Consider the following 22,468-nt stretch of genomic DNA (forward strand, 5'->3'; position numbering starts at 1 on the left):
GGACGATCGTCATCCGGTCGGCGCCGCGCTGGAGCAGGTGATCAGGCCGCGGCCTTGGTCTCCCAGAAGATCTTGTCGATCTGCCCAAAAACCTGCACTGACCACGTATTAGTGGTCCTGATGATCACTGTGGGCCGTACTGGGGCCGTCCGGGCCGTCACGGCGGGAGTAGACCCCGTCGATGACACCCCTCGTGCGCTCGTCGCTGCTCGGCATCAGGTGGGTGTAGGTGCGTAGGGTGAACGAGGCGTCAGCGTGACCCAGCCACTCGGCAACGGCCTTGATCGACTCGCCCTGGTCGAGGAGCACCGACGCGAAGAAGTGCCGGAGGTCGTGCATCCCGTTCTCGTACCGGCCGTGTGGCATGTCAGCCGCCTTGAGCGCCTTCTTCCAGTACTCCCGGTCGAAGTCGTTCGACCTTATAGGCAGCTCACGTACCGACGTGAGAATCACTCGAACGGTGACGAGCTTGCCGTCAGGTACCGCCCACGGGAGGGTGATCTCCACCGGCGGGAACTCCCGCATGTGCTCTTCGATGGACCGGTTGACCGGCTCAGGAAGTGGCACCTGGCGGACCTTGTCGTACTTCGGCAGATCGAACACGAGCCGGTTCCGCACGGTCTTGAGCTGCCGGCACACGGTCACTCGACGGGCTTCCCTGTCGATGTCCTCGACGGCCAAGGCGAAGCACTCACCCTGCCGAAGCCCGAGACCGGCCCCCACGTCGGTGACCACCTGGAAGCGCTTCGGTAGGCCGCGACGGACGGCCCACACCTGGCCTTCCTCCCACGGCACGACCTTGTGCTTCGGTGCCTTCGGCATCTTGACCGACTTGCCGCTGCACGGGTTCTTGCTGATCAAGTCATCGTCAACGGCTGCGTTGAACAAGGCCGCCAGGTTCTTGAACAGCGTGTGCCGATACTGGTCGGACAGGCCCTGCTTGCGCAGCTTGCTGTCCCACGAGCGCACGTCGGACGCCTTGACCGCTGTGACCGCCTGGCCGCCGAGGTGCGGATAGATGTTCTTGCGGAAGCGCATCTCCATGATCTCGCGAGACGCTTCATCCACGTCGAGGTCAGCAAGCCACTTGGAGCCGAAGACCTCGATCGTGACGCCGTCGCCCTCAGGAGGCTTGGCTTTGGGGTCCGTCCAGGTGCCGAGGGAGATGCTTGTCTCTGTCTTCCTGACCCACTCCCGAGCGGCCTTGATCTCCCCGTCCGCGAAGCTCTCCGACACTTCGCCTTCCGGACCGGCTACCCGCGCCCGATAGCGCTTCCCGACACCGTAACGGCTGGTCGGGACTCGCTTGGTCTTGCCGGGCCGGTTCGGGTCAGGCTCGTCCTTGAACCAGCGATCTTGAACGTGACCCATCAGGCAGCCTCCGAGGGGAGGGCCGCGAGCCATGCCTCAATATCGGTCTGGCGGAACCGCAGGTGCTTGCCAACTCTCCGACCAGGTGGGCCGTACTTCTGCGTGCGCCACTTGTAGATGGTGTTGACCGGAACACCGAGGTAGTCAGCGAGGTCCTTAACGCCCCAGAGCTTCGTCATGTCGCTACCTCCTCTGTGTATTGGCGTTGGCGTTGTGCACGAAGGCGTTCGGCGATGCCGGAGGCCAGTTCGCGCTCTGCGTCGTTGGCGTAGCCGGAGCCGGCGTAGGCCCAGTCGTTGACGACGATCACCTCTTCGGCGGCCAGGCCGAGGCGTTCGAGCGTTTCGGCCGCCCGGAAGGCCCGTCGGTCTTCGCGGATGCGCTTGAAGGTGGTGCTGTAGTGCTTGGACTTGGTCAGGAAGTGGCCGCGGAAGCCGAGCATGTGTGCCCACTTCCGCAGGTTCAGTTCGTCGTAAAAGCCGAGGTCACCGAGATCCCACGCGGTCTGGATCATGCGTCGGTGGTGGTCGGAGACCCGTAGGTGGTCGATGTCGAGCTGCGACCGGATCGGCCGGTCGGGCGTGTCACGCGCTCCGGTGCCTTTGGTCGCGTACTTGGCGACGTAGGCGGCGAGCTTGCCGTCACTGACCGCCCCGGTGTCGTCCTCGACCTGGTGTGCCGAGGCAGCCCGGATGGGGCGAACGTCGACCTGTTCACCCCAGACCAGGTCAATCACCGTGCCGTCCGGCCGGAAGGACTCGACCAGGACGGAGCGGGCAGCGGCCCGGACCGCGTGGTCGACCAGGGCCACGGTGGCCCACGAGGGCGCCGGGTCATGTGAGCCGTCAGGGCCGTCGATCCGGATGACGGCGTGGAAGTGGACCAGGCCCCGCCGCTGGTACTCGGCGACCTTGGCGTACGAGAGCCGCGCATGGTCCTTGAAGGCCCGCACCGTCAACCCGGCGGCACGAGCCAGCGCCCGCCGCAGCGCGATCGTGAACCGGTGCCACAGCTTCCCGGCGTGCGCCTGCCACAGCACCGCACCCACGTAGTCGTAGGTGTCCGGGTCGACCGCGCCGCCGATGCGAGGGTCGTCGGGATGGTGGAACTCGCCGCACCCCGTGCACGGCCGCGTCTTATCGCTGGTGGTGGTGCGCCGGTTGTGGACCGGGCCGAAGGACGGGGCGGTCAGGGTGGCGAACACGCGCGGCTTCTCGCCAACGGACTCAGGGACACCCTTGCTGCCGCCGGACAGGCCCGCGCGCATCAGGTGGAAGGCGTCAGCCGCGTACCGGTCGGAGCACGAGGGGCAGACGGAAGCGCGTCGGTTGCCGCAGGGCACCATGACGTGGCCGCCGAGGTGGGCGAGGACTTTGGTGCTGTCGGGGTTGTGGAGTTGCCAGGCTCCGAACAGGCGGATCGGTGCGAGGCATCCGCCGGTGGCGGTGACCTTGTCGCGCCAGTCGCGGTAGTCGGCCCGTTGGACCCGGTCGGCGATGCGATCTTCGAGTGCGAGGACCAAAGGCTCCTCCTTTCGGTAGTCAGGCAGCGTTGAGCTGGTCGGCGAGTTGGGCCGCGAACGCGTCGGGGACGTTCACCGCGGCCTGCACGTCGGCCGGAGTGATGGCGCGGCCCTGTTCGCGGACTTGCGCGGCTTTGGTGCCGAGGACGGCTTGCAGGTGGGACGGGAGTTTGAGCGCCGGACGCGGCGCGCTGGAGGCTGTAGCGCCGATGGTCGGCATCGGTGCCGCAGTGGCCATTACGCGGTCACGGGCGGCGTTGCAGCGGTGCTGGATGACCGGCATGACCTCGGCGATGAGGAAGACGACCAGCGGCACTACGACGTGGAGGAAGACCACGCCGTACTCGACCCGGCCGGACGGCGGACGCAGCGACGACCACACGTTGGTGACCAGGGTTGCGCCGAGCAGCAGCCGCTTGAGCCAGACGACCGGAGCGGCGTCGACGGCCAGGCCCCGGGACAGCATTTCCGCTTCCCAGCGCAGCAGCGTGACGAGGATGCCCGCCAAGGCCGGTTCGACCAGCCACGCGCCCCACCACAGCGCCGCAGCCGGCGTCAGGTGTCCGGCTAGAAACTCGTGCACTCCGGTGGTGGTGAAGCCCAATCCGAGGGCGAGGAAGAACCACATGGAGCGGGTGACCGAGACGCGGAAGCGTTCCAGGCGGACGGCGTGGAGGAGAGGGTCCGAGGTCAGGTCGTGCAGTTGGTGGGACTCGGCGAGACGGGCGCGCAGCTTCTGGACGGTGCGCGTTTCGCCCTGGTCATCGGTCCTGTGCGTCCGGAACACCGATCACCTTCCGAGACGTTCGCCGCTGGTCCGGGACGATGTGGAACAGGTCGTGGAACTGCATCGGCGTCAGCGCCAGGAGCGCCCCTGCGATGAACGCGGGTCCGGGCTGTAACTCGCCGGCCAGCACGCGGGCGACCGTGGAGCGGTTGATCTCCATCGCCTTGGCGAGGGCGTAGTCCGAACGGAAGCCGGCAAGCCGTGCGGCCTTGGTGAACACATCGGTACGAAGCCTGATCCTGTGTGGCATGGTCGCCCGCTCACGCAGCCGTTGCCCCGGCCACGTGGCGACGGGCGGCCACCGCGCGGCCGAGGTGGACCAGGCGGGCGACCTCCTCGAAGGTCACCGACTCGGCGACCGAGGGCGTCAGGCGGAAGGTCCCGGCGAGAACCACCGAGCCGTCACGTCCGGGGGTTGCCTCGAAGTCCGAGACGGCCGCCAGGGCGGTCAGGTCGAACTTCAAGCCCGCCGCGTTGCGGGCTGTGGCCGTCACGATCAGGGTGTGGTCCGCGTGCAGGGACCAGGTGAGCGTCACGCCGTCCAGGCGGGTCACCCACAGCAGCAGCGACCCCAACCGGTCGGATGCGGAGCCGGAGGCGAACTCGACCTGAACCGAGCGGGTCACAGTCGAGATGAACACCCGGTCCGGCCGAGGCAGACCTGAGGACCGCATGAACGACCGCAGGGTACGAATCATCCGGTCCAGCGAACGAGAGCTGTTCGAAGGCATGGCGAAGCTCCAGAGATGAGTAAGTCAGTAAGTGATGAGGTCAGGCGACGACGCGCAGGCCTGAACCCGCGTCGGCCGGACCGGCCTTGACGAAGGCGACCAGCTCGTCGATGTCGTGGTCGCCGGTGTAGGCCGCACGGACGCGGCGGGGAGTGCGGGAACGCGGGTCGACTCGATAGCCGATACCGGCGTTGGACCCATCGGCCGGGATCTCGTCGGCGATCGCGCCGCGTTCACGTGCACCGTCGCCGAGCACCATGTCGGGGTGCCGTTCGGAGGTCACCCGCAGGCAGACGCGGTGCGGGAGCAGGTCGCGGATCGGCAGGACGTCCTTGGACGGCTCCTGCACGTAGACGTCGAGCACGTCGTTGGTGGCGCGGCCCATGGAGGAGATGACGGCGCAGGCGTTGGTGATCTCGTGCGCGTACTCGGAGTTGTAGGACATCAGGAAGCCGACCTCGTCGAGGATCAGCCAGTCCACCGGATGCTCACGCGACACCGGAACAGAGCGCTTCCCCTTACGCTGCAACCGCTTCTGCTTAAGCCCCATGTTGTCCACGAACCGCTCGATCAACTCCGCGCAGTCCTCCGGGGTGTCGGCATACCGGCCGTCGAGGATCGGCTTGAGCGCCACGAACTCGAACAACTTCGGATCACACACCCACGGCCGCACCAGACCGTCCCGGATCATCGGCGCGACGGCCCGCAGCTTCGCCATCACCACCGAGTTCTTGCCCGCACCAGTGGCACCGGCCGTCAGGTGGTGCGTCCCGGTCAGCGGCTCACGCCACTCCCCACCTAACTCCGTCTCCCCCAGGCACAACGACCGCAGGTCCACCGCGTCGGAAGATTCCGGCATGGCGAGTGCCGGAATCACGCGGTCGAACGGCTCATCGCGCTGGATGATCAGCACGACCTCACCGGGCTTGCCCTGCTCGACCGCCACTCGCTCGGCCTTGAGCGTCGCCGCCAGCTCCGGCAGCACCGCCGAGAACGCCCGCAACGCCTGACCAGGCGCCAGCCGCACCCGCACCACATCGATCGACGGCGACCAGGACCGCACCCGCCGCACACGCGGCACCAGCACTTCCCCGGTCCGATGGTGCACCGTGGTCAACCCGCACGAGCCCATCAGGTTCACCCAACGACGACCGGCGTAGGCACCGGCCCACCGACGCCGCCACGCCCGCAGCACCGGCGCAGCCCACGTGTCGAACGTGTCCGGATGCGCCCGATACCAAGCCGCCGTACCCACCGCCAGGCCACCGACAACGCCACCGGTCACCTCAGGCCCGACCTCAACCACCGAGACCCCAAGCCCACCCGGACCAACCACCGCACCGGGGTGGCGGACGATCCACCGCGCCGTGCGGAACTCCCAACCGACACCTCTGCGCGAGGTACCCGAAGGCAACTTCGACATCTACGACCTCCTCTGGACACGGCAACGGCCGACCACCAGGAGCAGTGATCGGCCGTCGCCTGAACTTGCTGTGCTGGCGCTACTTGCGCCGCCGACGTGCAGATGCCGGTTCGAGCTGCGAACGCGAGTACGACAACGACGTCCGCAGCGCAGCGACCGACTTCACGAAAGCAGTGTGATCACCCCGGAAACCCGCACTCCGATAGGGAATGTCCCGCAACGCCCGCCGCAACTGCACCATCGACTTGTCGAGGCATTCCAGAGCAGTGGTCAGTTCCTGCGACATATCAGACCTTCCACTCGCGAGTCTTCAACTGAGTCTCGTACCGGATCGCCGCATCCTTCAGTGCGGTCAGATGAGAAAGTGATTTAGCCAGCATCTTCGTCAACTGGTCGGGCGGCGTGACCCGCCATGAGCCAGGAGGCGCGGGGTTTTCCCGCATCTTCGCGATCAGCTTCTGCAACGGCCCGAACTGATCCGTCACGAAGTCGATCGAGTTCACCAGGTTTCCGTACCGCTCTTCCGCCCTCTTGGCCGTAGCCACCGTCCTCCTCCACTGCTAACCGAACTGCTTCAACGACCACCACGCCTGCATGACGTCGAACCCCACCTCACTGGGCAGCAACAGGTTCACGCGAGCACGCACCGCACCCGACCGCAAGTTCGACTCTTCCGGCACCAGGAAGATCAAGCCCATGTTCCCCAGTCGGTGAATCGCGGCCGTCTCCCATGCAGGAACCGAACGCATCGCGTCCAGGCCCACAACACGGAACACGCGCCGGGAACGAACCGACAGGACATAACCGTCTCCCCGCGAACAAACGCGCCCCAGCACAGTCATGACCTGTCCAAGCTCGTCACCCTCCGGTCGAACCAGCTCAACCTTGACCGGATAGTCATCAATATCCATGCCCCACCTCCTCAAACGGAAGCCACGGCAATCCCGGAACCGATAGAAGCGACTCCGGGACCACCGAAACTCCCGGCACGTCACGTGAACGTGCCAAATTCAGGCATGGCTCTACCCACTGTGGAATTGACAAAGAACAAGCAGCCCAAGAAAGCGGCTTAGACGACGATCAGATTAGGAAAGGCAGAACCGTTCAGCGTCAGGCCGCGCTGCGCACCGGCCGCGCCACCGGCTTCAGACCGGCCGCCTTGAACCACAGACCGGCCGAGGCGATCTTGCGCGGGTCCACGCGGTCCGGGATCTCATAGGTGTTCACCACCGCATTGACCAACTCCACGTACATGCCCTCTTCGAACCCCTCACCGGGGTCACCGGGCAGGTTGACGCGGATCTCCTCACCCTTGCCCGCCTTCCGGCCCTCCACCGGCAACGGCTTGGCGAACAACGTCACCACGTACTGCACCTCACCCGAGGTGCGGTCGACCACCGGCGTCACCGTGCCGTCCTCGGCCTCCCGCATCTTCGCCGCCGGAGCCTCCGTGATCATCAACCGGTAACCGCCGAGCATCACCGGCAAGTCCTGAAGCGCCATGTCGTTCGTTCTCCTCAAGTGCCTGTTACGTACTAGTACAGTAGACACTAACACGTACTAGTACGTCACTACTCCATTCGGGTTGTACTAGTGCGAGCTAGTACGGACTAGATACCCTGCTGTCATGGACCAGGGAGCCCCAACGAGTCATCCGTATCAGCAGGTAGCCGCTGACATAGCGAGCAAGATCGCCAGTGGTGCTCTGAAGCCGGGCGAGCGCCTGAAGTCGGTCAGGACGTTGGCCGAGGAGTACGGCACGACGAGCGCGACCGTCCAACGGGCGCTGGGGCTGCTCGATGACGAAGGTTGGGTCAACCGGGTGCCCAACGTGGGGCTGTTCGTCCGGGATCCAGCCGACTCGGCGGGAAGCGCACCCACGATGCGCGATGTCATGACGGCCCTTGACGAGGTGCAGCAGGCGGTAGCCGACCTTCGTCGTCGGGTGACGTCTCTTGAAGGGACCGGTGGTCCTGAAGACGGTCGACCTGATCGCTGACCTCTCGGATCTCCTCCCGTAGGAGACGGAGGCGGAAGAGGATGAATTCCAGTTCGCCTGGCGTTGTCATGGGGGTAGCAAACGCCAGGTCAGCGGGTGTGTGGCAGTGTGTTCGCAGGGGTGCATACGGACACGAGGGGGTGCGTGGGGGTGCTCAGCAGGGTGCACGCACCCGCAGCCGAGGTGGACCCGTGGGGGTGACTCGCGAGCCCAACCGCCTTCTCGGGGATGTGATGCGGGCGGCGAGCGTGAGCAACAAGGGCTTGGCCGCGCGTGTGCGCGAGCTGGCCGCTCGGGACGGGCAGACGATCGCTGCTGACCACGTGTCTGTGAAGCGGTGGCTTGACGGCAGCAGCCCGAAGGCGGCGACGCAGCAGTACATCGCCTTGGCGCTCGGCTCGAAGTTGGGGCGCCCGGTATCCCTCGAAGAGATCGGCTTCTCCTCGGCGTTGCAGCCGGTCGGACCGGACGCGACAGCGTCTGCGGCCGACTACCCGGCAAGCTCCTCCACAGCCGTCGAACTGCTGGGCCAGCTCACCGCGGCCGACCTTGAGGACCAACCGGGGTTGGCTCGTTCGGGGTGGACCAGCGCGGCGACTCCCGGTGTCATCACGGGATACCTGTTCAGTGACAGCCTCGAAGTCGGCGACAGCCTTCGTTCAGCCGGACCTGCGGCAGCAGCGATCCGGGCGACAGCGGCACACCTGATGGACCTGGACTTCAAGTTCGGCGGCGGTCACGTCAGGCGGATGCTGCTCTTCTACTTCAAGACGGAGATCGCACCACTACTACGCCAGCCGCACCCAGGACCAGTCAAACGAGACCTGTTCAGCGCCGCTGCGGAAGTGGCGCAGCTACTGGGCTGGAGCGCTTACGACGCCGGACGGCACGCGGCGGCTCAACGCTACTTCGTGCAGGGACTGCGCCTGGCGCGCGAAGCGGGTGACTCGATCATCGGTGGCCGGCTGCTGGCCAATCTGAGCCACCAGGCGAACTACCTCGGGCACCACGCCGATGCCGTCAAGTTGGCGCGCGCAGCCCAGGCCGCAACCGGGAACAGGGCAACTCCCGCCGTCCGGTCGATGTTCCTGGCGATGGAGGCACGTGCGCTGGCCAGCAGCGGCCAAGCGAAGGAGTTCGCCCGTGTGCTCACGCGGGCCGAACGGTTCTTCGAGCAGCACTCACCGGACAACGAACCCGACTGGATCAAGTACTTCAACGCCGAGGAGCTGGCCGGCGAGGCAGCGCACGGGTTCCGCGACCTCGGCCGAGCGGAAGAGACGCGGCTCTTCGCCGCCCAAGCGATCGCACCCGAGGCGACGCCGCCCAGGACGCGGGCGTTCATCGGGATGGTCACCGCAGCGGGTGCGCTCACGAACGGCAGTGCGGACGAGGCTGTCGCGCTGGCGCTCGATGCCGTTGACCTCGCCGGACCGCTCCAGTCCAGCCGCTACGTGAGGTACTTGACGGACTTCTACGACGCGCTGAACAAGGCGCATCCGAAGAACCCGCTCGTGACTCACTTTGCCGAGGGCGTGTTGCGCAATTACCCCAACATCACCCTCGGTTCTGCCGTCATGCTTTCGCGCGTCGCGTGACGACTAGAAAGCCTGCCAGTCTCGCGTAGCTTCGTCCGTGCGCAGCGTGTTCATCCGACGCTCGTATTCGCGCGCAATGTCCGGCGACTCGTTCACGTTCTGCATCAACCAGGTCGTCATCTTGATCTCATTCGTCTGTCGCAGAACGTCGAACCCTTCCCACTCCGTGATGTCGTAGCCGTAGGAATCAGCGAACAGTCGGTACTGGTCATCAGTCCACCAACCAGCCGTCACGTACTCGGTTGCCGTGACCGCGAGATCCCACTCCGGTTGCCCCCACGCGAAACGCTCGAAGTCGATGAGGACCGCTTCACTGCCCCTGATCATCAGGTTCTGCACGTGGGCATCACCGTGGATGGCAGTCGGCTGCAACGGGAAGTCCAACTTCTTGATGTACGCGGCGAGCGAGTCGACACGCGCGGTCAGGAAGTCACGATCTTCGTCCGAGATCGGCGCCCCCTCGATGCGCGGGAGGACCCGGTCCAGGATCGAGGTCGCCGGCAGCCTGAAGTCCTCGGGCGCAGGTAGTGCGTGCAGACGCCGGAGGACCGTGCCCAGCGCTGCGACGTCGCCAGGCCCACCGTTCCTGCCGTCGATGTAGAACCAGAAAGTGACTGGGTGCCCGAGCACGGAGATCGGCTGTGGGATGTCCACCGCCTTCGCTGCCGAGATGCCCTGGCCGCCCAACCAGTCCGACACCTCGACCTCTTTGTACGCATCCGGCCAGTAGTCGGGTCCACGCGCGATACGGACGACGACGCCAACGTTAGTCAGGTGGAACAAAGCGTTCTCGCCGAGCCGCATCGGACGTGCCGACGCGGCGGGCAATTCCGCCAGTTCGCAAGCCTGCGCGAGGATATTTTCCGCTTGCTTCAGGCTGAAGGCGGGGGAGTTGACTTCGATGCTCATATCGTCCGTCACGTCTCAAGGCTAGGTGGTGGGACCGCAGGGTGCCAGCGGTCTGAAGTGGCTCGACTCACCGATCCGCAGGTGGTGCGTCGGTGAATACGTTTGAAGGTGATCGTTGCGGGATACAAGTCACCTCCAATTGCTGACCTTGCACGACCTCGACAAGCGCATCTGCGCAGGGACGTCCACGTCAACAGCAACGGCACGGTGGTCGGCGTTCCTCCTTTGACGTGCCGATCCGCGCAAGGACCAACAGGGCCACGGCTGTGCGTCGCACGCAGGCTGTCCGTCCTGCGTCTCCAGGGAGGAGACGTGGCCCTGCTGGTGAACGTAAGGTACAGAGTGTATCTACACACCGTCGATACACCGAAAGTGTGGATGCTTCCGAGTGATCACCCCGACTAGGGTTCAGCCGTGACAGCAAGGCAGAGCGGCCCCACCAAGCGCAGGAGGCGACTCGGGCAGCTCCTCCGCACCCTCCGGGACGAGCGGTCCGTCAGCGTCGAGGCCGTGATGGAGCGGTTGCACTGCTCGGACGCCACGGTCAGCAGGTTCGAGACCGGGAAGTCGTTGATCAAGCACAGCGACCTTGAGGTCCTGCTGGACTTCCTCTCCGCCGACGACGACACGCGACGTCAGGCGTTCGAGATGTGGGCCGACGCCTCCCAGATCGGCAGGCAGCCCGAGTACCTCAACGCACTGCCCCGGAAGTTCCGCGCCTACGTCCGCCTGGAGGCCGAAGCTTCCCGCGGCTTGTTCCTGCAACCCCTGCTCGTGCCGGGCCTGCTCCAGACAGAGGACTACGCCCGCGCCATCCACACCGCCGATAAGTTCGTCCCACGCGACGGCATCGAGAAGTCCGTAGCCGCTCGGGTGTCCCGTCAGCGCGTCCTGACCGGCCCCGACCCGCTCCAGGTCCACGCAGTCGTGGACGAAGCCGTGATCCGGCGAGTCATCGGCGGTACGGCAGTCATGCGCAAGCAGCTGGAGCGGCTGCTGGAGCTGGGCGGGCAGCCCAACGTGACGATCCAGGTCCTGCCGTTCGGAGTCGGCGCCATCGGCACGATGAGCGGTCCGGTGACCATCTTGGAGTTCCCCGACCCCGAGGACCCGCCGAACGTCTACCTCGAACACCCCGCAGGCGGCGAGTGGGTCGAAGCCCCGTCCGCCGTAGCGGACTTCATCAGCGTGTTTGATGGAGCCGCATCGGTCGCTCTGAGTGCGTCGGAGTCGACCGACTTGATCTCTGCGGCCATCGCAGACCTGGGCAGCAAGTGAGGAGTGTGGCCACGATGGACCTGTCCGACATCGTCTGGCGCAAGTCAAGCCGCAGCGGCGGCAACAACGAGTGCGTCGAACTGGCCGTCACGGAGACCGGCACAGCGTTCCGCGACAGCAAGGCACCGGCCGCCGGGCTCCTGACGTTCCAGGACTCCGGATACCGGCGCTTTCTGTCCGCCATCAGGTCGGGAAGCTTGGACGTCTGACCGGCACTACTACTGTCGACGTGCAGGTTGCCGCCCGTAGCCCCGGACGGGTATAGGTGCACCTGTCCGCCCTGATGATCACACCTCAAGGGCAAAGTCGCTCGCGGTCTCGGCTGGCCCGAGTGAGCGTTGGTTGGAAGTGGCAAGGCCTTATGTCTATCGGCGAAGGACTGCCATCGGCGGAGCTTGGATACGCTCTGCGTTTGCACCACCGCAAGGCGATTTGGTGAGCGTTACTCGACTTCATTTTGCTTGTAGGCACGGACGTATGCAGTGAGCTGTAATGCCGATTGAGTTGTGAGCGAAACTCCTGGTAAGGGGCGCTAGCCGACCGGTGTTGTGCGGCCAGCGGGTCCATTGACTTGGTCGTGCCGCCTGTTCAGTGGAGGTGGGTCGTGGTCGTTGCGCGCAGTAAGCGGTGGGTGTGGGTGGGGCGCGGCGTTTTCGGTGTCATCGTGGCGGGTCTAGTGGTGTATCTCGTCGTGGTGGGACTGGACGAGGCCGACAAGCTGGGCAGCACCATCGGTGGTGTCGTGGCAGTGGTGGCGTTGGTGGCGCCGTACCTGTGGCCGCGGGCAGGTGGACGGGAGGGCGTGGTGGTGTCCGACGACGTCGGGACGGGCGAGGTCGTGGTGGAGGACTCCGGGGACGCAGAGGCCGAGGGGGGTGGTGAGGCGAACACCGGTGCCGAGACCGCAACCGACGACACGGGCTCCGTTCGCGTGACGAAGACGGGTAGGGCGGTAGCAAACGGCCCTGGTTCGGTGGCCAACACCGGTGTCCGACGAGTGCCCCGCTCGTGACCACCCAGGAACCGCAGCCACCAGGGGTGCGGGATGCGGCGGAGGTCCGGGACTCGGGTGAGGCGAGCGCCGACAACGGCGGTGTGGCCAACTCCGGGGTGATGCGTGATGTGCATGTCGAGCATCACCATCACCATCCGCCTGCGACGCCGGCACCGGTGTGGCCGGTATTGGTGGGAACGCCTCCGCCCTTGGCCTCAGCCTTCCAGCCTCGGGAGGCGGTACGGGAACGGGTTCTGGCCGCACGCCGTCAGGGCGAGGACGTGGTGCTCGCACAGCAGGACACCGAGCGGCGTGACGTGGTGGGGACACGAGTGCTGGCGGGCGGGGGCGGTGTCGGCAAGTCCCAACTGGCCGCGTGGTTCGTCGACCAGGCCATCAATGCGGGCACGGACTTGGTGGTGTGGGTCAACGCCTCAACACCGGAGCAGGTGATTACCGCCTACGCCACTGCGGCCCTGCGAGCAGCGGTGCCCGGCGTTGATGGCAGCAACCCGGCCACGGACGCCACAGCATTCGTGACGTGGCTACGCACCACCGACCGAACCTGGTTGATCGTGCTCGACGACGTGACCGACCCCACCCATCTGAAGGACATGTGGCCCCCGCACCGACCGGGCGGGTGGACACTGGCCACCACTCGACTGCGTGAGGCATCGCTCACCGGCTCCGGCCGCCGACGCGTCGACATTGACACCTTCACCCCCGTCGAGTCCGCCCGCTACCTACACGACCGGCTCACTGACGACGACTGCGCCCACCTGCTCGACGAAAGTGTCCCGGCGTTGGGCGAGGCGCTAGGGCACCTGCCCTTGGCGCTGTCGCACGCTGCGGCCTTCATGCTCGACCAGGACGAGACCTGCGCGGCGTACCTGGCCCGCTACATCGCTGGAGACGAGCGGCTGGACGAACTGATGCCAGCGGGTGTGGATCCGGATGCTTACGGCAGGCCGGTGGCCGTTGCGCTCTTGCTCTCCCTCGATGCCGCGGACACTCGCGCACCGGTAGGGCTGGCCCGCCCGGCCCTGGCGTTGGCCGCAGTGCTCGACCCAGACGGACATCCCGACACTCTCTGGGCTACCCCAGTGGTCACCGACTACCTGACCGCCCACCGCACCCGCCACACTGACGACCCGGTCACCCCGGAGCAGGCGCGTCAGGTCTTGCGGACACTGCACCGCTACGCCCTGATCGCCCACCATCCCGGCGACGGCCACCGCGCCGTACGTATCCATGCCCTCACGGCCCGCGCAGCTCGGGAAACTACGCCCTTCCATCTCGTCACTCACACCGCAGCCGACGCACTCCTACAACTGTGGCCCGACAACGATCACATCACCACCAGCTTACTGACCGCATTGCTGGCCAACACCAGCACCTTGGTCACCATCGTAGGTGATCTCCTCTGGCGACCGGACGGCCACCCACTTCTCTATAAGGCGGGCACCAGCCTGCTCCGCACCCACCTTCACACTTCGGCCATCACCTACTGGCACGACACGACAGCACAGGCTTACCGCATCCTCGGCGCGGATCACCCGGACACCCTGACCGCACAAGCCAACTTGGCCAACTCCTACTGGCAGGCGGGCCGCACGAACGACGCGATCGTCATCGAGGAAAAGGTGGTCGCCGACTCGATGCGCCTACTCGGCCCAGAACACCCGAGCACCCTGACCGCACAAGCCAACTTGGCCAGCTCCTACTGGCAGGCGGGCCGCACGAACGACGCGACTGACCTGTTGGAGAAGGTGGTCGCCGACTCGATGCGCCTATTCGGCCCAGAACACCCGGACACCCTGACCGCACAAGGCAACTTGGCCAGCTCCTACTGGCAGGCGGGCCGCACGAACGACGCGACTGACCTGTTGGAGAAGGTCGTCGCCGACCGGCTGCGCCTACTCGGCCCAGAACACCCGGACACCCTGACCGCACAAGCCAACTTGGCCAACTCCTACTCCCGGGCGGGCCGCACGAACGACGCGACTGACCTGTTGGAGAAGGTCGTCGCCGACCGGCTGCGCCTACTCGGCCCAGAACACCCAAGCACCCTGACCGCACAAGCCAACTTGGCCAACTTCTACTGGCAGGCGGGCCGCACGAACGACGCGACTGACCTGTTGGAGAAGGTCGTCGCCGACCGGCTGCGCCTATTCGGCCCAGAACACCCGGACACCCTGACCGCACAAGCCAACTTGGCCAACTCCTACTCCCGGGCGGGCCGCACGAACGACGCGACTGACCTGTTGGAGAAGGTCGTCGCCGACTCGATGCGCCTACTCGGCCCAGAACACCCGGACACCCTGACCGCACAAGCCAACTTGGCCAACTCCTACAGGCAGGCGGGCCGCACGAACGACGCGACTGACCTGTTGGAGAAGGTGGTCGCCGACTCGATGCGCCTACTCGGCCCAGAACACCCGAGCACCCTGACCGCACAAGGCAACTTGGCCAACTCCTACTGGCAGGCGGGCCGTACGAACGACGCGATTGACCTGTTGGAGAAGGTGGTCGCCGACTCGATGCGCCTACTCGGCCCAGAACACCCGAGCACCCTGACCGCACAAGGCAACTTGGCCAGCTCCTACTGGCAGGCGGGCCGTACGAACGACGCGATTGACCTGTTGGAGAAGGTGGTCGCCGACTCGATGCGCCTACTCGGCCCAGAACACCCGAGCACCCTGACCGCACAAGGCAACTTGGCCAGCTCCTACTGGCAGGCGGGCCGTACGAACGACGCGATTGACCTGTTGGAGAAGGTGGTCGCCGACTCGATGCGCCTACTCGGCCCAGAACACCCGGACACCCTGACCGCAACTGAGGCATTGATAAACTGGCAGGCTAAAAGCTAGCGCATGTCTACCACCTGCGACCAATCACGTAACCACTTTCTTATCGTACTCGCCTCTGTAAATCTGGGCCGCAATGGCACGACTTTGACTGGCGTGTTCAGAGTTTCTTTTCTTTATCAAGGCGGCCCCCTCCGGGGGCCGCTGGCCGTTCGTGTCCTTTGAGCCGTTGTGGGACAGCCTCCGGCGATGTCCTCGGTCGCGCCCAAGCGGGCCTGGCGGCCCACGGGCGCGACACGCGAGGCACCGGAGGCTGTCCCACAACGGCGGGAGGCCACGACCAGCGGCCCCCGCAGGGAACCGCGGAATGAGGCTTCTGGGGGTTGTTGGCCGGTCGAAGGCTGCTTGGGAGCGACTCGGCGCGGAACGAGCGCCGAGTGGTCGATTGGGTCGGGTGGTATTGGCGCTCGGCTGCCGCGCCTGTGGACAGCTCAACGCCTTGATGGCGTCGACCAGCCCACAGGCTTGCCAACGTGCACTTGGCATCGAGTGACGTCGATGTTGTGTGAAGACTGGAAACCGCCACGCTGGATCAGCGGTTACGTTGGCGGATGGGCCAACCCCACCGCTTCCCGTTTCGAACGGTGTGACCTTTGGCCAACCACGCGAGGTTGTTTTGGCTGTTGAGGGTGTCGGGGTGGTCGGGGCCGAGGGTGCGGATGCGGATGTCGAGGGTGTTGCGGTAGAGGCGTTCGGCTTCGTCGTGGCGGCCGAGGTTTTTCAGCACGGTGGCGAGGTTGTTTTGGCTGCTGAGGGTGTGGGGGTGGTCGGGGCCGAGGGTGCGGATGCAGCTGTCGAGGGTGTTGTGGTAGAGGCGTTCGGCTTCGTCGTAGCGGCCGAGGCTGTTCAGTACGCCAGCGAGGTTGTTTTGGCTGCTGAGGGTGTGGGGGTGGTCGGGGCCGAGGGTGCGGATGCGGATGTCGAGGGTGTTGCGGTGGAGGCGTTCGGCTTCGTCGTAGCGGCCGAGGCTGTTCAGCACGGTGGCGAGGTTGTTTTGGCTGTTGAGGGTGTGGGGGTGGTCGGGGCCGAGGGTGCGGCTGCGGCTGTTGAGGGTGTTGCGGTGGAGGCGTTCGGCTTCGTCGTAGCGGCCGAGGTTTTTCAGCACGGTGGCGAGGTTGTTTTGGCTGGTAAGGGTGTGGGGGTGGTCGGGGTCGAGGGTGCGGGTGTAGCTGTTGAGGGTGTTGCGGTGGAGGCGTTCGGCTTCGTCGTAGCGGCCGAGGCTGTTCAGCACGGTGGCGAGGTTGTTTTGGCTGTTGAGGGTGTGGGGGTGGTCGGGGCCGAGGGTGTGGCTGCGGCTGTTGAGGGTGTTGCGGTGGAGGCGTTCGGCTTCGTCGTAGCGGCCGAGGCTGTACAGCACGGTGGCGAGGTTGTTTTGGCTGTTGAGGGTGTGGGGGTGGTCAGGGCCGAGTCGGGTCGATTCGGCATCGAGCACGTGCCTGCGCAGGGTGATCGCCGTCGTGTGGAAGCCAGCTCGTTCCAACTCGTACGCGACGTTGTCGATGGTGTTGCGCAGGCGGGTGAAGCTGTCGTCGTTGTGGGTGTCGGTGAGTAAGAGCAGATGTGGTGCCAGTAGGCGGGTTGCCGGCCAGGCTGCCCGTCCCTGCGCCGTCCACGATTCGGCCGATTCGATCAGGTGGCCCTCGATCGTGTCGCGCCACCCGGTGATGTCGCTGTCGCGGACCACCAGCATCGTGCTGGCCTCTCGGACGAGGGGATGCAGCATCACCGATCCGATCTCGGAGACGCTGTCCGGCGGGGGCGTGTCGACCAGGCCATAGCGTTCCAGACCTGCCAGTGCTGAATCGATCGCGGCAGTACCCACCACGGTGTCGGTGGCGGTGTCCGGGATCAAGCCCGGGGTGATCAGGGTGCGCGGGATTGGGGCGTCGGCCAGCAACGCCAAGGCCCGCAGCAACGGCCTGGCCAGTGGCACCCCTTCCACGGCGAGTTGATCCAGGGACAGTTCCCAGGTGTGCCCGACCAGTGTCCGGGCCGTCTCGGGGTCGGTCACGTCCGGTGACATCAGTACCTGAGACGTGTCGTCGCCTAGCGCCTCGCGGTACGCGTTGAACTGGCGCAGGCGTGCGGTTGGTTGAGCCACGGCCTTCCCTGCCACGTGCAGCGCCAACGGCAGACCGCCCAGCCTCGTCGCCAGCCGCTCCGCATCTTCATGACTACCGCCGCCGCGTGCCAGGTCGAGCAGCACCTGGGCACCTTCGACGGGGGACAGCGGTTCCAGCCGTACCATCACCGCGCCGCGGCCCCACGTGTCAGGGGACCGGTCCCGACTGGTCACCAACAGCAGCCCTGCGCCGCCAGGTCTGATCCAGCCTCGATGCTCACCGACCGGCCCTTCAATACCCAGGCCCTCGGTCCGGTCGGCATTGTCGATCACGAGCACCCAACCGGACGTCCGTTCCAGATAACCCCATACAAGATCGACCAGACTGCCGCCGGACTGCTGAACTGCGCCGACCTCGCCCTCCGGCAGCCCCAGCGTGATCGCGACCTGGACCATCTGCGCCGCCAGCAACTCCTCACCGGTTCGGCCCTCCGACGACCCCTCACCACGCCACCGAATCCAAAACACCGGGCGACCACGCTGTGCGGCTTCCTCGGCCACACGTACCGCCAACGCCGTCTTACCCATGCCACCCGGACCACACACCACCACGAAACGACCCGCCGGAGCGTCCAACACCGACCGGATGTCGTCCAGCGTCCGATCCCGCCCACGCAGCGCTGACGCCGAGGATGTCGGAGGCCGCAGCGTCCGGGGAGTGGCCGGAAAATGGGGCCTCACCAGCGGTAACGCGGGTGGTACGGGCTTTTCGCGGGAAAATACGACCTGCGCCAGGATCGAGGTAACCACGATCAGCGCGAACACCAGCCACACCCTGGTCTGATCCTGGAACCAGGCAGGCACCTCATCGGTGACGTAGTTGGTCACCACGCCGATCATCGCGGCCAGCAGACCGAACACGACGAGGTTGACATTGCGCCGACGTGGTGTCACAGCGCCACTATCTGCCCAGCACCGGCCATGCCTCCACCAGCCACGCCCAGATCGAGCACACATCGATACCGACAGCACGCACGAAGCCCGATAAGTGCGGACAGATTGGCAGGCCGATCGTGACGGAACCCGCAAGCGGCCCAGCCAAGACCGAAGATGACCTCACTGCCCGTAGTTCGGCACGAAGATGCCAAGTCGTGCCAGAGATCCTGTACGGAACGAGGTGTGCCATTTCGGCCCGTTCAACTGATGAACCGCAGGTCAGCGACCCGTCGTGGCGATTCGGTGAGATCTCCCGAAGGTCCTTCGTCACGTAACGGTTGCATCCACTGAGCTGGGTGGTCGTACGTTCGATCAGTGTACAACCCACGGGGTCGGCCAGGTCCAATGTGGACTGATTTGGGCCGTTCTGGGGCCGTGAGAGGACGCTCAGCGACGACAGGCGACGAAAAACGACGCTGACCAGACAGGGAAATTTTCGCTGGTCAGCGCCGTGTTTTTGCAGGTTGTTACGCTGCGGCCTTCGTCTCCCAGAAGATCTTGTCGATCTGGGCGATCAGGTCGAGCAGCTCCTGGCCCTTGGCGGGGTCCATGGAGCCCTTCGCGCCGGACGCGCCGGCGGCCTTGGTGGCCCGGTTGAACAAGTCGTGCAGCTCCGGGTACTTCTCGAAGTGCGGCGGCTTGAAGTAGTCGGTCCACAGCACCCACAGGTGGTGCTTGACGAGCTCGCTCCGCTGCTCCTTGATCAGGAGGGCGCGGGTGCGGAACTCGGGGTCCTCGTTCGCCTGGTACTTCTCCTGAATCGCCTTGACCGACTCGGCCTCGATCCGGGCCTGGGCCGGGTCGTAAACACCGCACGGGAGGTCGCAGTGCGCGGTGGCCTCCAGGAGCGGGCGGCGGAGTGAACGGATGCGCGACAGAAGTCGCATCTTTCCTCCCTGACAGTGGATGCTCCGACGTGACGAACCCTACTCCGGGGCCTCGGCGCGAGCAGGTGGAGGTGATCGTTGGCACGGCCGGATGCCAACCCGTTGCCGCTGGTTCGGGTGGTCGGACCCTCGATGGTCCCGACCCTGCGGACGGGGGACGTGGTGCTGGTCCACTTCGGAAAGCCGCCACGTCCGCGTGATCTCGTGCTGGTCAGGTGGGCGGCGCGGCCCGGGCAGCTGTCGGTCAAGCGGGCGGTGCGGCCCGACGGCGGCGGCTGGCACGTGGAGGGCGACAACCCGTTCGCCTCCACCGACTCGCGGACGCTGGGCGCGGCGGAGGTGGTGGGTGTGATCCGCCTCCGCCTCTGGCCCCGGCCGCGGCTGCTGCGCCGGCGGCCCGCCCCGGGAGGCTGACCGCCGGGACCGCGAGCGACGCTGAACGCGCCGGCTACCCCGAAAGGCCGAACCGCCGGCTGCCCGGGCGGACTAACGCCGCGGCGGCGGTCACAGGAGGTCCGAACCGCCGGTTGTCGCGAGAGCGCCGCGCCGGCGGCTCCGGAAGGACCCGGGCTGCCGGTGTCCGGGAGGTGACGCAGCGCCGGCCGTGCCGGGAGGACCGACCTGCCGGGAGCGCGACCGCGCCGGCGGACGTCGGGAGGCCGGTCGGGGGACCGGCTGCCGGGCGGCTGTCCGGCGGGCTGACGCGACGGCTCCGGAAGGACCCGATCTGCCGGTTGACCGGGAGGGCGAACGCGCCAGCGGCACCGGGAGGCCGGCTGCCGGGTGGCTGTGCGGCGGGGTGACGCGGTGACGGTCCCCGGGAGGACCCGACCGCCGGCGGCTGCCCCGAGGGCGGGGCCGCCGGCGGTCGGGCGGCGGCGGTCAGGCGCGCAGCTTCGCGTACCAGGCCACGCAGTCGTCGTAGGACGGCAGCAGGCCGGTGTCGCGCGCCTCCTCGAACGTCGGCGCGGCGGCGTCCTTCGGCGACAGCAGCGGGGTCAGGTCGGTCGGGAAGGGCAGGTCCATCGACAGCGGGTGGATGCCGCGCTCGGCCTTCGGGTTGAAGCCCTCCGAGCACAGGTACGACGCGACCGTGCCGTCCTCCAGCGCCATCAGCGCGTGCCCGACCCCCTCGGGCAGGTACGCGGAGTTGAACACCCCCTCCGCCAGCTCCACCGCGTCCCACTCGCCGAACGTGGGCGAGCCGACCCGCAGGTCCACCACGACGTCGAGCAGCCGGCCGCGCGGGCAGTGCACGTACTTGGCCTGCCCCGGCGGCGTGTCGGCGTAGTGGATGCCGCGCACGACGCCGCGCTTGGACACGCTGTGGTTCGTCTGGGCGACCTTCAACGGGTGCCCGACGGCTTCCGCGAACACCGCTTCCTGGTATGGCGCGACGAACAAACCGCGGTCATCGGGGAACACCGAAGGGGTGAACTCGAAAGCGCCGGAAATTTTCAACTCACGTGCCTGCATGGCGAACACCCTAGGACCCGCCGGTTCTTGACCGATCCTGCCTGCGGAAACTGACCGGTCGGTCCAGAAAACCGGACGTACGTTCTGTGGCACTACCTCTGACCTGCGGAAAAAGTGTGATCCCCGCCGCAGACAGCCGTCGGCGACGCTGCCATGCTTGCCCGCACACCGCCCCCGAGAGCGGTCCCGCAGACCGCGTGGACCACTCCCAGACAGGCCCCGTCGACCCGCGTGACAACGCCGGTCCCGGTGCGCCGCAGGTATCGCGCACCGCAGGAGGACTTCCGTGACCGCATTGAACGACCAGCCGCCCACGACCACCGAATTGAGCGACGAGGAAATCTTCCGCGCGCACGAAGGCGGAAAGCTGGCCGTTGGCGCGACGGCGTCGTTGGCCGACCCGCGCGCGCTCTCCATCGCCTACACGCCGGGCGTGGCCAGGGTCAGCCGGGCCATCGCGGACGACCCGGCCCTGGCCGCCAAGTACACGTGGGCGCACCGCCTGGTCGCCGTGGTCAGCGACGGCACCGCCGTGCTCGGCCTCGGCGACATCGGCCCCAGCGCGTCGCTGCCCGTCATGGAGGGCAAGGCCGCGCTGTTCAAGACCTTCGGCGGCCTCGACTCCATCCCGCTGGTGCTGGACACCACGGACGTGGACGAGATCGTCGAGACCCTGGTCCGGCTGCGCCCGTCCTTCGGCGCGGTCAACCTCGAGGACGTCTCCGCGCCGCGCTGCTTCGAGCTGGAGGCCCGGCTCATCGAGGCGCTGGACGTGCCGGTCATGCACGACGACCAGCACGGCACCGCGGTCGTGGTGCTGGCCGCCCTGCGCGGGGCCGACACCGTGCTCGGCAAGGACGTGGCGAACCAGCGCGTGGTCATCTCCGGCGCGGGCGCGGCCGGTGTGGCGTGCGCGAAGATCCTGCTGGCCGCGGGCGTCGGCGAGGTCACCGTGGTCGACTCGCGCGGCATCGTGCACGTCGGCCGGGACGCGCTCAACCCGGTGAAGGCGCAGCTGGCCGAGGTCACCAACGCCAGTGGCCTGCGCGGCGGCATCGCCGAGGCGTTGCGGGGCGCGGACGTGTTCGTCGGCGTCTCGTCGTCCAAGGTGCCCGAGGAGCTGATCGCGAGCATGGCCGACGACTCGATCGTGTTCGCGCTGTCCAACCCCGATCCCGAGGTGCACCCGGACGTGGCACGGCGGCACGCCGCCGTGGTCGCCACCGGGCGCAGCGACTTCCCGAACCAGATCAACAACGTCCTCGCGTTCCCCGGCATCTTCCGCGGCGCGCTGGACGCGGGCGCGAAGAGGATCACCGAGGGCATGAAGCTCGCCGCCGCGGACGCCATCGCGGCGGTCGCCGCCGACGACCTCTCGGTTGACCGGATCGTGCCCAGCGCCCTGGACCCGCGGGTCGGCCCGGAAGTGGCCGCCGCCGTGGCCTTGGCAGCCCGCGAAGACGGAGTAGCCTGACTCCAAGTCGGAGTTGGGAGAGCTCCGGCCGCATCCGTCCGTACCCGTCGACAGGCAACGAAACCGCTAACGTGTTGTTTCGTTAGCCCGTTGA

At 66.7% G+C, this 22,468-nt stretch carries 22 protein-coding genes; 8 read left to right on the forward strand and 14 right to left on the reverse strand.

Annotated elements, in window-relative coordinates:
- Positions 1-108 precede the first annotated feature (108 nt).
- The 10 genes from EDD40_RS27880 to EDD40_RS27930 all read right to left on the reverse strand — a co-directional run bounded on the left by EDD40_RS27880 (position 109) and on the right by EDD40_RS27930 (position 7,337).
- Entirely contained in the window at positions 109-1,371 is a 1,263-nt protein-coding gene (locus EDD40_RS27880; protein ID WP_170185215.1) for a tyrosine-type recombinase/integrase, read from the reverse strand.
- The gene (locus tag EDD40_RS27885; RefSeq protein WP_123745546.1) at positions 1,371-1,550 is read right to left on the reverse strand and encodes a helix-turn-helix transcriptional regulator; all 180 of its coding nucleotides are present in this window, start codon (positions 1,548-1,550) and stop codon (positions 1,371-1,373) included. Before EDD40_RS27885 ends, EDD40_RS27880 begins: the two co-directional genes overlap by 1 nt.
- A complete protein-coding gene (locus EDD40_RS27890) occupies positions 1,547-2,893 on the reverse strand; it encodes a replication initiator (protein WP_123745547.1) in 1,347 nt (448 codons plus the stop codon). The genes EDD40_RS27885 and EDD40_RS27890 overlap by 4 nt, the downstream gene beginning before the upstream one ends.
- 19 nt (positions 2,894-2,912) lie before the next feature.
- Positions 2,913-3,680 (reverse strand): hypothetical protein, encoded by a 768-nt coding sequence (locus EDD40_RS27895; RefSeq protein WP_123745548.1) that lies wholly within the window; start codon positions 3,678-3,680, stop codon positions 2,913-2,915.
- Positions 3,655-3,900 carry a transcriptional regulator gene (locus EDD40_RS27900; protein ID WP_342777785.1) on the reverse strand — a complete coding sequence of 82 codons (246 nt, stop codon included), beginning with the start codon at positions 3,898-3,900 and terminating at the stop codon, positions 3,655-3,657. The genes EDD40_RS27895 and EDD40_RS27900 overlap by 26 nt, the downstream gene beginning before the upstream one ends.
- 40 nt (positions 3,901-3,940) lie before the next feature.
- Positions 3,941-4,306 carry a hypothetical protein gene (locus EDD40_RS27905; RefSeq protein WP_246037847.1) on the reverse strand — a complete coding sequence of 122 codons (366 nt, stop codon included), beginning with the start codon at positions 4,304-4,306 and terminating at the stop codon, positions 3,941-3,943.
- Positions 4,307-4,451: 145 nt separating this feature from the next.
- Positions 4,452-5,834 carry a cell division protein FtsK gene (locus EDD40_RS27910; protein WP_123745551.1) on the reverse strand — a complete coding sequence of 461 codons (1,383 nt, stop codon included), beginning with the start codon at positions 5,832-5,834 and terminating at the stop codon, positions 4,452-4,454.
- A 287-nt stretch (positions 5,835-6,121) separates the two neighbouring features.
- Positions 6,122-6,379 (reverse strand): hypothetical protein, encoded by a 258-nt coding sequence (locus EDD40_RS27920; RefSeq protein ID WP_123745553.1) that lies wholly within the window; start codon positions 6,377-6,379, stop codon positions 6,122-6,124.
- 15 nt (positions 6,380-6,394) lie between these two features.
- Positions 6,395-6,745, reverse strand: a complete 351-nt coding sequence (locus tag EDD40_RS27925) for a hypothetical protein (protein WP_123745554.1) — start codon at positions 6,743-6,745, stop codon at positions 6,395-6,397.
- Between the two features lie 199 nt (positions 6,746-6,944).
- The gene (locus tag EDD40_RS27930) at positions 6,945-7,337 is read right to left on the reverse strand and encodes a hypothetical protein (RefSeq protein WP_123745555.1); all 393 of its coding nucleotides are present in this window, start codon (positions 7,335-7,337) and stop codon (positions 6,945-6,947) included.
- Between the two features lie 124 nt (positions 7,338-7,461).
- Here EDD40_RS27930 and EDD40_RS27935 point away from each other — a divergent pair, with 124 nt between their 5' ends.
- Positions 7,462-7,833 (forward strand): GntR family transcriptional regulator, encoded by a 372-nt coding sequence (locus tag EDD40_RS27935; protein ID WP_123745556.1) that lies wholly within the window; start codon positions 7,462-7,464, stop codon positions 7,831-7,833.
- A 191-nt stretch (positions 7,834-8,024) separates the two neighbouring features.
- Positions 8,025-9,431, forward strand: coding sequence for an NsdA family TPR-like regulatory protein (locus EDD40_RS27940; RefSeq protein WP_123745557.1), 1,407 nt, complete (start codon positions 8,025-8,027; stop codon positions 9,429-9,431).
- Positions 9,432-9,434: 3 nt separating this feature from the next.
- On the opposite strand, the gene EDD40_RS27945 is transcribed toward EDD40_RS27940, so the two are convergent.
- A complete protein-coding gene (locus EDD40_RS27945; RefSeq protein WP_123745558.1) occupies positions 9,435-10,352 on the reverse strand; it encodes a phosphotransferase family protein in 918 nt (305 codons plus the stop codon).
- Positions 10,353-10,754: 402 nt separating this feature from the next.
- On the opposite strand from EDD40_RS27945, the gene EDD40_RS27950 reads away from it, so the two are divergent.
- From EDD40_RS27950 to EDD40_RS27965, 4 genes are all read left to right on the forward strand, one after another.
- A complete protein-coding gene (locus EDD40_RS27950; RefSeq protein WP_123745559.1) occupies positions 10,755-11,618 on the forward strand; it encodes a DUF5753 domain-containing protein in 864 nt (287 codons plus the stop codon).
- A 14-nt stretch (positions 11,619-11,632) separates the two neighbouring features.
- Entirely contained in the window at positions 11,633-11,827 is a 195-nt protein-coding gene (locus EDD40_RS27955) for a DUF397 domain-containing protein (RefSeq protein WP_123748331.1), read from the forward strand.
- 395 nt (positions 11,828-12,222) lie between these two features.
- Complete coding sequence (locus EDD40_RS27960) at positions 12,223-12,630, forward strand: hypothetical protein (RefSeq protein WP_123745560.1); 408 nt, start codon at positions 12,223-12,225, stop codon at positions 12,628-12,630.
- Positions 12,627-15,482 (forward strand): tetratricopeptide repeat protein, encoded by a 2,856-nt coding sequence (locus tag EDD40_RS27965; RefSeq protein ID WP_211348245.1) that lies wholly within the window; start codon positions 12,627-12,629, stop codon positions 15,480-15,482. Before EDD40_RS27960 ends, EDD40_RS27965 begins: the two co-directional genes overlap by 4 nt.
- A 529-nt stretch (positions 15,483-16,011) precedes the next feature.
- On the opposite strand, the gene fxsT is transcribed toward EDD40_RS27965, so the two are convergent.
- Positions 16,012-18,495, reverse strand: a complete 2,484-nt coding sequence (gene fxsT / locus EDD40_RS27970; RefSeq protein ID WP_148088935.1) for an FxSxx-COOH system tetratricopeptide repeat protein — start codon at positions 18,493-18,495, stop codon at positions 16,012-16,014.
- Positions 18,496-19,004: 509 nt separating this feature from the next.
- The gene (sodN, locus tag EDD40_RS27975) at positions 19,005-19,424 is read right to left on the reverse strand and encodes a superoxide dismutase, Ni (protein WP_123745562.1); all 420 of its coding nucleotides are present in this window, start codon (positions 19,422-19,424) and stop codon (positions 19,005-19,007) included.
- Between the two features lie 102 nt (positions 19,425-19,526).
- On the opposite strand from sodN, the gene EDD40_RS27980 reads away from it, so the two are divergent.
- Positions 19,527-19,838, forward strand: coding sequence for a S24/S26 family peptidase (locus tag EDD40_RS27980; protein ID WP_342777820.1), 312 nt, complete (start codon positions 19,527-19,529; stop codon positions 19,836-19,838).
- A gap of 468 nt (positions 19,839-20,306) precedes the next feature.
- Here EDD40_RS27980 and EDD40_RS27985 read toward each other — a convergent pair whose 3' ends face one another.
- A complete protein-coding gene (locus EDD40_RS27985; protein WP_123748334.1) occupies positions 20,307-20,900 on the reverse strand; it encodes a dTDP-4-dehydrorhamnose 3,5-epimerase family protein in 594 nt (197 codons plus the stop codon).
- A gap of 286 nt (positions 20,901-21,186) precedes the next feature.
- Between EDD40_RS27985 and EDD40_RS27990 the strand changes: the two genes are divergently transcribed.
- Positions 21,187-22,374, forward strand: a complete 1,188-nt coding sequence (locus EDD40_RS27990) for an NAD(P)-dependent malic enzyme (RefSeq protein ID WP_123745563.1) — start codon at positions 21,187-21,189, stop codon at positions 22,372-22,374.
- Positions 22,375-22,468: the final 94 nt, after the last annotated feature.

It is taken from the genome of Saccharothrix texasensis, from assembly GCF_003752005.1.
Taxonomy (GTDB): domain Bacteria; phylum Actinomycetota; class Actinomycetes; order Mycobacteriales; family Pseudonocardiaceae; genus Actinosynnema; species Actinosynnema texasense.

Bases quoted from the DNA above. Each gene is read 5' to 3' on its own strand.
- EDD40_RS27880 (WP_170185215.1), bottom strand. From the start codon at position 1,371: ATGGGTCACGTTCAAGATCGCTGGTTCAAGGACGAGCCTGACCCGAAC.
- EDD40_RS27885 (WP_123745546.1), bottom strand. From the start codon at position 1,550: ATGACGAAGCTCTGGGGCGTTAAGGACCTCGCTGACTACCTCGGTGTT.
- EDD40_RS27910 (WP_123745551.1), bottom strand. From the start codon at position 5,834: ATGTCGAAGTTGCCTTCGGGTACCTCGCGCAGAGGTGTCGGTTGGGAG.
- EDD40_RS27925 (WP_123745554.1), bottom strand. From the start codon at position 6,745: ATGGATATTGATGACTATCCGGTCAAGGTTGAGCTGGTTCGACCGGAG.
- EDD40_RS27930 (WP_123745555.1), bottom strand. From the start codon at position 7,337: ATGGCGCTTCAGGACTTGCCGGTGATGCTCGGCGGTTACCGGTTGATG.
- EDD40_RS27935 (WP_123745556.1), top strand. From the start codon at position 7,462: ATGGACCAGGGAGCCCCAACGAGTCATCCGTATCAGCAGGTAGCCGCT.
- EDD40_RS27955 (WP_123748331.1), top strand. From the start codon at position 11,633: ATGGACCTGTCCGACATCGTCTGGCGCAAGTCAAGCCGCAGCGGCGGC.
- sodN (WP_123745562.1), bottom strand. From the start codon at position 19,424: ATGCGACTTCTGTCGCGCATCCGTTCACTCCGCCGCCCGCTCCTGGAG.
- EDD40_RS27985 (WP_123748334.1), bottom strand. From the start codon at position 20,900: ATGCAGGCACGTGAGTTGAAAATTTCCGGCGCTTTCGAGTTCACCCCT.